This is a genomic window from Daejeonella sp., from assembly GCF_030695525.1.
Classification (GTDB): domain Bacteria; phylum Bacteroidota; class Bacteroidia; order Sphingobacteriales; family Sphingobacteriaceae; genus Daejeonella.
This window is the reverse complement of record NZ_JAUYSS010000042.1, coordinates 42,526-52,946: the sequence shown is the minus strand read 5'-3', so window position 1 is coordinate 52,946 and position 10,421 is coordinate 42,526. Positions and strand designations below refer to the sequence as shown.

The 10,421-nt window shown below is 40.1% G+C and carries 7 protein-coding genes; 4 read left to right on the top strand and 3 right to left on the bottom strand.

From position 1 onward, the window contains the following. Nucleotides 1-157 precede the first annotated feature (157 nt). Nucleotides 158-1,246 (bottom strand): tRNA 2-thiouridine(34) synthase MnmA, encoded by a 1,089-nt coding sequence (gene mnmA / locus Q8S11_RS09380; RefSeq protein WP_305661830.1) that lies wholly within the window; start codon nt 1,244-1,246, stop codon nt 158-160. A 338-nt stretch (nt 1,247-1,584) separates the two neighbouring features. On the opposite strand from mnmA, the gene Q8S11_RS09375 reads away from it, so the two are divergent. Next, nucleotides 1,585-1,785, top strand: a complete 201-nt coding sequence (locus Q8S11_RS09375) for a dodecin family protein (RefSeq protein ID WP_305661829.1) — start codon at nt 1,585-1,587, stop codon at nt 1,783-1,785. A 229-nt stretch (nt 1,786-2,014) separates the two neighbouring features. On the opposite strand, the gene Q8S11_RS09370 is transcribed toward Q8S11_RS09375, so the two are convergent. Further along, nucleotides 2,015-3,382, bottom strand: a complete 1,368-nt coding sequence (locus Q8S11_RS09370) for an NAD-dependent succinate-semialdehyde dehydrogenase (RefSeq protein ID WP_305661828.1) — start codon at nt 3,380-3,382, stop codon at nt 2,015-2,017. Between the two features lie 61 nt (nt 3,383-3,443). Then, nucleotides 3,444-4,502, bottom strand: coding sequence for a glycoside hydrolase family 2 TIM barrel-domain containing protein (locus tag Q8S11_RS09365; protein ID WP_305661827.1), 1,059 nt, complete (start codon nt 4,500-4,502; stop codon nt 3,444-3,446). 700 nt (nt 4,503-5,202) lie between these two features. On the opposite strand from Q8S11_RS09365, the gene Q8S11_RS09360 reads away from it, so the two are divergent. The 3 genes from Q8S11_RS09360 to Q8S11_RS09350 all read left to right on the top strand — a co-directional run bounded on the left by Q8S11_RS09360 (nt 5,203) and on the right by Q8S11_RS09350 (nt 10,130). Beyond that, nucleotides 5,203-5,721, top strand: a complete 519-nt coding sequence (locus tag Q8S11_RS09360) for an AraC family transcriptional regulator (protein ID WP_305661826.1) — start codon at nt 5,203-5,205, stop codon at nt 5,719-5,721. 123 nt (nt 5,722-5,844) lie between these two features. Further along, nucleotides 5,845-8,112: an ice-binding family protein gene (locus tag Q8S11_RS09355; protein WP_305661825.1), complete on the top strand. Its 2,268-nt coding sequence runs from the start codon at nt 5,845-5,847 to the stop codon at nt 8,110-8,112. A gap of 80 nt (nt 8,113-8,192) precedes the next feature. Further along, nucleotides 8,193-10,130, top strand: coding sequence for an outer membrane beta-barrel protein (locus Q8S11_RS09350; protein ID WP_305661824.1), 1,938 nt, complete (start codon nt 8,193-8,195; stop codon nt 10,128-10,130). Nucleotides 10,131-10,421: the final 291 nt, after the last annotated feature.

Sequence of the window (10,421 nt, the reverse complement as noted above, 5' to 3'; positions counted from 1 at the left end):
AAGGCCATAAGCTGGACTGATTCAGTTAGAATCAATTTCTCCGACTTCGTTGCAATGGAACAGAAACAGCAAAGTGCAAAAAATAACCCAATACATTCACTGTCTAACTTGTTTTACGCTCGTAATTAGCCAAACTTTAGTGATCTGCTGAAGCAGATCAGACCAAAAAGCCACCCCCAATTAAATCATTTCCTTCATAGAAAACTGCCGACTGACCCGGTGCAATTCCTGAAACTGAATGATGGAAATTAATCCTGATCATATCACCTTCTTGTGTCAAAGTGCTCATAGCACCGGAATCCTTGTAACGGATCTTGCTAATGGCTTCCATAGGCTCAGGTATGCTTGCATATTTTACAAGATTGATATTTCTAACCAGAGCTTCCGATTTCTCAAGCTCTTCGATCGTGCCGAGCATGACAGTATTGCTTTCGGGTAGTATTCGTGTTACAAACATAGGGTGGCCAAAGGCTACACCCAGTCCTTTACGCTGTCCGATAGTATAATAAGCATAACCCAGATGCTTCCCTGCGATGCTGCCATCGCTAAGCATGAAGTTGCCGGGACCGATACGTTCATCGAGATCCTGAACCTTATTCCTAAGAAAAGCACGGTAATCATTGTCTGGAACAAAGCAAATCTCATAGCTTTCGGATTTGTTGGCCAGTTCCAGCTGTCCCATATCCTTAGCCATCTGCCTGATTTCAGATTTTGCAAAGCTTCCCAGAGGAAACTGAGTACGGGCCAGGTTTTCCTGAGATACACCCCAAAGCACATAAGACTGATCTTTATGTTCATCTTTTCCTTTAGAAATTACATATCGGCCATTCTCCTGTAAATGGATATTGGCGTAATGTCCGGTTGCAATGAACTCACAATCCAGCTTATCAGCACGTTTTAACAGAGCCTCCCATTTGATATGGGTATTACATAATACACAGGGGTTAGGAGTCCTGCCTGCAATATATTCATCTACGAAATTGTCGATCACAAAATCACCGAACTCAGAACGGATATCCAGAATGTAATGTGGAAAGCCATAGGCAACCGCAAGAGCCCGGGCATCATTGATACTATCCAGACTGCAGCAACCCGTTTCTTTTGAGGAGCCACCGGATGAAGCATAATCCCAGGTCTTCATGGTCAGGCCGATTACTTCATAACCCTGTTCATGCAACATAACTGCAGCAACAGAACTATCTACTCCACCACTCATTGCAACCAATACTCTTCCTCTTTTGCTCATTGTACTATTCTGACCACTGTCGGGTCTATTGAAATTATTTGCAAAGATAGGGCTTTAAGCGAAAAGTATAATATAAGGATAGTCAGTGTGAGGTAAATTATGAGATTCTGAATTTCCGGTTTACAGGGAGTTCGTTTAGGTCCTTCCGCTAGCTACCTGTAATTCGAAATGGGATTAAAATCCAAAGCAGCTTTTAAAGCGGCATTGATTTTGTTATATGAAATTGTGGCATTGAAGCCCGGATAAAAATACTGCGGTGAATCCATGTTTCAGCTCAGCTAAAGACCAAAATTCTATTTAAACACTATTAATGTTTTTTAAACTATAAATTAATAATTATGACACTTGTAAAGGTTATTGAAGTAATTGCTTCTTCTGAAATTAGTATTGATGATGCAGTCCGCCAGGCGGTAAAAGAAGCATCAAAAACTATCCGAAATATTGACTCGGTGTATGTGAAGGATATTAAAGCCCATGTAAAAGATGGTAATGTAACCACCTTTGGCTGTGTTTGTAAAATATCCTTCAGGCTGGATTAAATATCTGTTAATTGGAACAGTATAATTAGAACAAGTATTCAATATGTAATTAAAACATAGAAATGTAGTTCTATAGAATTATGCTGCTCTTAATCAAATCAACATTACCAGCCCCAACATGGCTGGTAATGTTATTAAGGATTTATTGATTATTTTGAGCATGGCTATAGAATATCTATAATGTGCAACTCTGGCTGCTTTATCATGTCTGACTGAACTCGCTACATCATTATTTAATGTAGACAGTCTTAATATTTACGAATTCCCGGATACCATACAATCCAAGCTCCCGGCCATAACCTGATTCTTTAATCCCTCCAAAAGGTAATCTTGGATCTGATCTAACTAAGGCATTGACAAAGCATGAACCTGCTGCCAGGTGACGGGAGGCTATTTCCTCTCCACGACTTAAATTTCTTGTGAATACTGCAGCACCCAAACCAAATGGGTTGTCATTCGCAATTTGAATGGCCTCTACTTCATTGGCTGCCGAAATAATTGCTGCCACCGGTCCGAAAAGTTCTTCCTCATAGGCGGGCATACCTTTTTTTACTTCAGTGAGTATGGTAGGAGGGTAAAAGGAATGAGCTCCTGCCGGTATTTCTCCGCCTAAAATACATTTAGCACCCAGTGTGATGCTCTTTAGTACTTGCTGATGCAGTTCATCCCTGAGATCGGGTCTTGCCTGAGGGCCGATATCCGTATTTTTATCCATCGGATCGCCCATAACTTTTGCAGCCATTTTTTGTCTGAAAAGTTCAGTAAATTCTTTTTCAATGGACTTTAATACAATAAACCGTTTGGCTGCAATGCAGCTTTGTCCGCTATTTATAAGTCTGCTGGTTACGCAGGCTTCAGCAGCAAGCTCGAGGTCAGCATCTTCAAGAATAAGGTAGGCATCGCTTCCACCAAGTTCCAGAACTGATTTTTTGAGTAAGGAAGCTGCTTTAGCTGCCACTTTTTTACCCACTTCAGTACTTCCAGTAAGGGTAATCGCATGAATCAAAGGGTTTTCAATCACCTGATCTACTTCATTGCCCGGGATGAGCAGTGTGCTGAAGAGATTTTGAGGAAAGCCTGCCTCAATAATTATATTTTCAATCTCAATTGCACAACCAAAAACATTGGAAGCATGTTTCAATAATGCAGCATTACCAGCCATCAGGGCCGGGGCAAGAAAACGAAAAACCTGCCAGAATGGAAAATTCCAGGGCATGATTGCCAATACAATTCCCAATGGCTGGTAACTTATATAACTTTTTGAGGCTTCGGTATCAACAGGTTCATCATTTAAGAATTGTTCTGCATTTTTAGCATAGTATTCACAAACATCTGCGCATTTCTCAATTTCTGCACGACCGCCTTGCAGGGGTTTACCCATTTCAAGAGCCATAAGTGTCGCGAGTTCTTCCTTTCTGCTGCGCAAGATACCAGCCACAATATGTAAGTGATAACTGCGTACAGACATGGGTGTTTCTTTCCATTTTCCCCAGGACTGATGTGTGCCGTCAATGATTTTGCTGACTTCCGCAGAAGTATGCGCTTGATATGTTTGAATTATTTGTCCGTTTACCGGATTAATCGATTTTATGCTCATATATAAAATTATGGGAGGATAGTTTGCCCACAAAAATTAATCCCTATATCAGGTTTGGTATTTATTTTTTATTCAGTTTTTTGATAAGATCAGTTTCTTCCTTCCGGTAAGGTCTTCCATCCGGCCAGAAAATGTCGTGAAACCACAGGTCAGGCTGTGCTCCATCCTGAATGGGTTTGTCCCAGGCATAAATCGTATTGGTTTTGCCGGATACGAGACCCCAGTTAATTGCACCAATATTTTCTTTTTGTAGCATGGGCATCGTATTGACGAAAGTGTTATTATTGGTCCTTGCCATAAATTCTGTACAGATCAGAGGTCTGCCATGTGTTTTCAACAATTGTATGACCCTTTTATGCCATTCTGGTGCCTCATAATTATGATAGGTTATGATGTCGGAATTCAGCACCTGGAATGCATTCAGTTTTTCAAAATCCCATCTCCAGAGCCCAACAGATATGGGCTGGTCGGGATTGACCTGCCTTGCCCATTCAAAAACTTTCGTTAAAAGCGGCAGGGAAGTGTCCAGTTTACCCGAATTTCCCGGCTCATTGTATAAATCCCATAGAAGAATACGCTTATCCTTTGCGAAATGACGCATGACATCCTTCACATAAGTTTCGAGTGCAGGGAAGTTCTCAGTCTCCTTATAATTCGGATCGCCGGGATCCTGCACCCAGCCAGAATTATGAATTCCCGGTTTTGGTGCGGGTTGTTTCCCAATGACTCCTATTTTATTCCAGCAATCGTCAAAAAATACAAAAATGGTTTTCATTTTATGTTTATCGGCAATTCTCAGGTATTGATCAATCCTGCTTTTAAAGCCCACAGGGTCTTGTTTATAGGCCAGACTGTGTAAATATACACGCATGGTATTAAAGCCGATCCCTTCGGCCCAAGCAAGTTCACGATCGATAGTTTGGGGATCAAAACTGGAAGCCTGCCACATCTCCAATTGGTTGATTGCGGTGCTGGGAATAAAATTAGCCCCATTGATCCATGGATTCTCTTTTTGCCAGATATTAGCCTTTTCTAAACTCCACTTACCAGCAATTTGTGCATAGGACTGAATAGTTATTGCCAATAAAAAAGCAACAACAAGGGCAGATCTGATTTTCATATTTTAAACTTCCATTTATTCTGATTCTGAATTATTAAACAAGTTTGCCGACCAATTGATTGAACTTCTATCGTTAACCTAAGCATGAATTTAATTAATTTGATGAATTAATCGTGTGCAATAGGTTAAAAATATTAGCTAATTTTTTGCTGATAAGTTTAAGCATCTAAATATAGTATTCATATACCAATCGCTTTCCCAATTCGTTTGTTATATCAATGTTTGCAGATATTCAAGCTGGAAGCGGACTAAACTCTTTGTTTTATTCTATTCAATATTATATAACTTGAAGAGCCCGATTTCAGATTGCAGCGAGCAAAGTAACATTTCCGTATTTCGAAGGTTGGGGGGATTGAAGTAAGGAATTTTTTCGGTTTTTATGATTTTATCAATTCATCCATGGAAATGTTTAGTATAATCAATACACAATTTCCATTATAATGAGCAATATTTAAAATTGGAGGTGTCTGCATATTCTTCTGAATTTAAAACGCAAATTTTAATTATAGTTCAATTATATATTGAAAAATATAATATAATTAATTTTTAATTAAAAGATTAATCATTTTTTGTAAATTATCACTCCATCCTATGGCTTTTTGAATAAGTTGAATAGCTATACATTTTACTAGGCACTCCCTTTGCGTTATAAAGGTCGATGGAGATCTTTATAAAAAATATGGTTTGCACCCGCTGCAAGATGTTAGTTAAGCTCGAGCTTGAAAAACTCGGAATTTATTGTCATGAAATTGAACTGGGAAGGGTTAAAACAATTAACACTCCAAGCATTGAGCAGCTCCATGATTTCAAGATAGCATTAGAAAGTTCCGGACTTGAATTAATTGATAACAAAAAGATCATACTAGTAGAAAAAATTAAGCATACCATTATTGAATTGGTATATAATTTTGACGCACCGCTTAAAACGAATTTTTCGGATTATTTAAGTAATAAGCTGGATTTTGATTACACCTATCTCGCAAATATATTTTCTGAAACTACTGGTTCTACTATTGAACAATTTATTATTAGAATCAGAATCGATCGTGTAAAAGAAATGATTTTGTACAATGAGTTAACCCTAACTCAAATTTCCTGGAAACTGCACTTCAGCAGTGTGGCGCATCTCTCGTCACAGTTCAAAAAAGTAACAGGAATCACCCCCTCTCAATACAAAAATATGACTGTAAGCAGCCCTATGCTGCATCAGAATGTGTGAATTGTGTAACTAATTTACAGAATTATATAACAGCCATATTTGCCTGCTGACGTAGGTTTGTATTGTCCTATGGTCTGTTAAATTCATGCTATAGGACTATACAAAATCTATAAAAAACCTATTATGAACAAAAAAATTACTGTTTTTAGTAATAGTCCTCAACTGCGTCAAAGTAAAGGCTATTATACAATCAGCAAATCCATAGCTTTTATGGCTTTACTTTTTGTGGCCTTTCTTGCAGGATGTAAGAAGGATGATTTTACAGGGGAGGTGATCGGAGTATGTCCGACGGTTACAACCGATCCAATGGATAAAGCTGTTGATGTGCCGCTAAATAAGGTAATAACCGCAACTTTTAATACTATAATGAAGGCCTCGACTATTAACAATTCAACATTTGTTATAAAACAGGGCACCACTGTGATTACAGGAAAAATTGCACCTACAGCAGATGCAGCTGTTTTTACATTTGATCCGGATGTGGATCTTTTGCCATTTACTACCTATACCGGAACGATAAGTAAGGCGGTTACAGATACTTTACGTACGGCTATGGTTGAAGATTATGTCTGGTCCTTTACGACCATTCCGGTACTTTCGGTATCAGCAGATCCGGTAGCAGGTGGAACAGCTACAGGAGGCGGGGCTTTTGCTCAAAACTCTGTGGTTACAGTAAATGCAGTCCCGGCGGCAGGATATACCTTCCTTAACTGGACAGAGTCTGATAATGGTCCGGCTATTTCTACCAGTGCCAGTTATCAGTTCACTATGAATGGGAACCGAACACTCATCGCTAATTTTGACGTGATTCCACCTAATCGATTTGCTGTGATATTATCTGCCCTCCCAAGCGCAGGTGGAACAACAATCGGCGCAGGCTCGTATGATCAAGGCACAAGTGTCACCGTATCAGCAAGGGTAAACCCGGGTTATACATTTGTTGACTGGACTGAAAATGGTGTAAGGGTATCTACAAGCTCAAACATTCAGTTCACATTAAATGCTAACAGAAACTTTGTTGCTAATTTCAGGGCAATTCCAGCAGCTCAATTTGCAGTTCTTTTAACATCAAGTCCTGCTGCAGGCGGAACAACAGATGGTGAAGGTCCATATCCTTCCGGTACTTCAGTTACAGTAAGCGCTGTGGCAAATACTGGATATAACTTTACAAACTGGACGGATCTGGCAAGTGGAGCAGTATTATCCACCAGTCCGAATTATACATTCGCTTTAACTGCAAATAGAAACCTGGTCGCTAATTTCGCAATAAATACCTATATACTGACTGTGATTTCAGCTAATGGTACAGTTGCAAAAGCGCCGGATCAGCCTACTTATAATCATGGAACTAATGTTGTATTAACTGCAACACCAGCCGCAGGATACATTTTCTCTTCATGGTCAGGAGATGCTACCGGCACAACCAATCCTATTACTGTTAATATGACGAGTAATAAAACGGTCACTGCAAATTTCACTGCTATACCAGCAAATCAATATACTCTTACAGTGAATGCTGTGAATGGTTCGGTTGCAAAAGTTGCTGATCAGCCTACTTACACTAGTGGAAGCAACGTAGTGCTTACTGCTACACCGGCTGCAGGTTATGCTTTCTCATCCTGGAGCGGAGATGCCACAGGTTCAGTTAATCCTCTGACTGTGAACATGAATGCCAATAAAAACATCACTGCTAACTTCACAGCACTTCCGGGAGTTGGACCAACAGCAGTTAATCTTGGAACAGCCGGAGATTTTGCAATCCTGACTAAATCAGGGATCTCAACAACCGGTATTACATCCATTACTGGAGATATTGGTGTCAGTCCGGCAGCAGCAACGGCAATGACAGGCTTTGGTTTGATTATGGATACTAATGGTCAGTCGTCACACACCCCAATAGTTATCGGGAAAGCTTACGCATCTGATTATGCAGCTCCAACACCTGCTAAAATGACTACGGCTGTAAGTGATATGGAAACTGCATTTACTACCGCAAACGGCCTGACTACCCCGGCTCCGATTGTAGATCTTTATGCTGGTAATATCAGCGGAAGGATACTTACTGCGGGACTTTACAAATGGAGTACTGGTGTATTAGTAACCAGTGCCGGTGTAACTCTTACAGGTGGTCCAAATGATACCTGGGTATTCCAGATTGCACAAAACCTGACGATAAATAATAATGCGAAAATTACATTATTAGGTGGAGCACAAGCCAAGAATATCTTCTGGGTGGTATCAGGACAGGCTACTATTGGCTCAAACGCTGATGTTAGTGGAAATATCCTGAGTAAGACTCTTATTTCTATGAATACTGGTTCAAAGATTACTGGCAGGTTATTGGCACAAACTGCTGTGACATTGAATGCTAGTACAGTACTTAAGCCATAAAAATTCAATAAATCCCCCCGTCTCTGACTGGGGGATTTTATAAAGGATATATTTTACACAACATATTAAAGCAAAATCTCATGTCAACTATAAATAAAATAATGCAGCGATTGACCATCTTACTCTTGATGATCATCTTTGCCCAAAGCAAGGCCGAGGCTCAGAATCTGCAGCCAACCTGGTGGTTCGGACTGTCGGGAGCGGCCAACTTCAATTTTTACGATGGAACAACCCAAAGAATGAATAATTCATTGTTTGTTCCAACAGCCTTTCATAAAGGTGAGGGAATCAGACCATTTGGTTCCATTTTGATGGAATACCGCCCCGGACCAGTTTGGGGTTTTATGTTAAACCTGGGATATGACGGACGCGGTGGTAAATTCGATAATGTGATTGCACCATGTGATTGCCCGGCTACCCTTAAAACAAACCTTAGCTATTGGACAATTGAACCGAACTTACGTTTAGGTTCACCCACTTCAAATTTTTACTTTTTTGCAGGTCCTCGTGTAGCCTTCAATTTTGATAAAGAATTCTGGTACACTCAGGAGAAACAACCTGATACGGATGGTGAATTTAGTGCCATACGTAAAACACTTTTGTCAGGTCAGATTGGAGTTGGATATGATTTCCAGCTATCTCCAGTCAGCAATGAAAATAAAGTGGCTTTATCACCTTTTGTTTCTTACCATCCCTATTTCGGACAGGATACCCGTACGATTGAAAGCTGGTCGGTTTCCACACTTAGGGCAGGTGTAGCACTTAAATTCGGAAAAGGTAAAGCTGCTGCAATTATAGAGGAAGCAGCACAGGTTATGGCACCTGTTCGTGATGTTAACTTTAGCGTTCGTGCACCTAAATATGTGCCATTGAAGCGTCAGGTAAGTGAAACCCTTCCATTGCGTAACTATGTATTTTTTGATGAAGGATCAAGCCAGATACCAAATCGCTATGTGATGCTGAGTAAAGATCAGGCCAATTCATTCAGGGAGGTACAATTACAAAGTGTTCAAACTGAAAGTATGACCGGACGTTCTGCAAGGCAGTTGAATGTATATCATAATATTTTGAATATCACGGGCGACCGAATGCGGTCAAATCCGGGAACCCGTATTTCCTTGAGCGGAGCATCAATGAAAGGTGCGAGGGAAGGCAAAGAATTCGCAGAAGCGATCAAATACTATCTTGTGGATAGGTTTGGTATTGATGGGAACCGGATTACGACTGATGGTCGTACCAAGCCTTTAATTCCTTCGGAACAACCGGGTGGTAGCAAAGAGCTAACCCTGCTACGTGAGGGAGACCGTCGTGTGGATATAGTGAGTTCTTCCCCTGAACTGATGCTTGAAGTTGGTGGTGGGATGATGAAGCCAGTTACCATTGATGCAATCCAGGTTGATCCAATGGATAGCCATGTGGTATTCCAGGTAGGAGGAGCCAGAGAAGTTCTGAAAAGCTGGTCAATGGATATTTCAAACGATCAGGGTAGTACCCAGCGATTTGGCCCTTACACCAGAGAAGTGGTGAATATTCCGGGTAAGGATATATTAGGTAATCGTGCAGAAGGTAATTATAAAGTAGTGATGAGCGGTGAGACCCAAAATGGTCTAACGATCAGAAAAGAAAGTACGGTCCGTCTGGAGCGTCAAACGGAGACCTTAGAAAAAGCATATCGCTTTAGTATTTTATTCGATTTTGACAAGACAAAGTCGGTTGATTCTTATGAAAAATTCATTGTCGAAACGGTTGTGCCTCTGATTTCAGATGGTTCAAGAGTTATTATTCATGGCCATACCGACATCATTGGATCTGAAGAATATAACAACACCTTGTCAGAAAGCAGAGCGATGCAGACTCAGAAAATCATTGAGCGAGCTGTGAACGCTGCAGGCAAGAGAAATGTAAGATATGATACCATTGGTTATGGTGAAGATCCAAGTCAATCGCCATTTGAGAATAACTTACCTGAAGAACGTTTTTACAACAGAACAGTAATAATTGATATTGTTCCTAATTAAAGGGTAAAAAATCTGTAAATTTTGTTTAAGGACGGGAGCAATCCCGTCCTTTTTTTGTTAAAAATTCAAAATTACCTCATCACTGAGCATCAATTTCAAATAGGAGATTGTAAATAAAAAATAATAGACTGAGATAGAGCCTGTTCTTGATTTCAAGAATTCATCAGGGATTTTTATCCTTATATCTTACTATCTTAAAGATTTGGTAATAAGCATGGAGCATCTCATAGCATGAAGGAGTCTGATAATTTCTCTGATTTAATTAAAGCCAAATATTTCTTGAATACCTGG

What these genes read in the sequence shown, in the direction of transcription:
- mnmA (WP_305661830.1), bottom strand. Translation starts at nt 1,246, where the DNA reads ATGAGCAAAAGAGGAAGAGTATTGGTTGCAATGAGTGGTGGAGTAGAT.
- Q8S11_RS09360 (WP_305661826.1), top strand. Translation starts at nt 5,203, where the DNA reads ATGTTAGTTAAGCTCGAGCTTGAAAAACTCGGAATTTATTGTCATGAA.
- Q8S11_RS09375 (WP_305661829.1), top strand. Translation starts at nt 1,585, where the DNA reads ATGACACTTGTAAAGGTTATTGAAGTAATTGCTTCTTCTGAAATTAGT.
- Q8S11_RS09355 (WP_305661825.1), top strand. Translation starts at nt 5,845, where the DNA reads ATGAACAAAAAAATTACTGTTTTTAGTAATAGTCCTCAACTGCGTCAA.
- Q8S11_RS09370 (WP_305661828.1), bottom strand. Translation starts at nt 3,382, where the DNA reads ATGAGCATAAAATCGATTAATCCGGTAAACGGACAAATAATTCAAACA.
- Q8S11_RS09365 (WP_305661827.1), bottom strand. Translation starts at nt 4,502, where the DNA reads ATGAAAATCAGATCTGCCCTTGTTGTTGCTTTTTTATTGGCAATAACT.
- Q8S11_RS09350 (WP_305661824.1), top strand. Translation starts at nt 8,193, where the DNA reads ATGTCAACTATAAATAAAATAATGCAGCGATTGACCATCTTACTCTTG.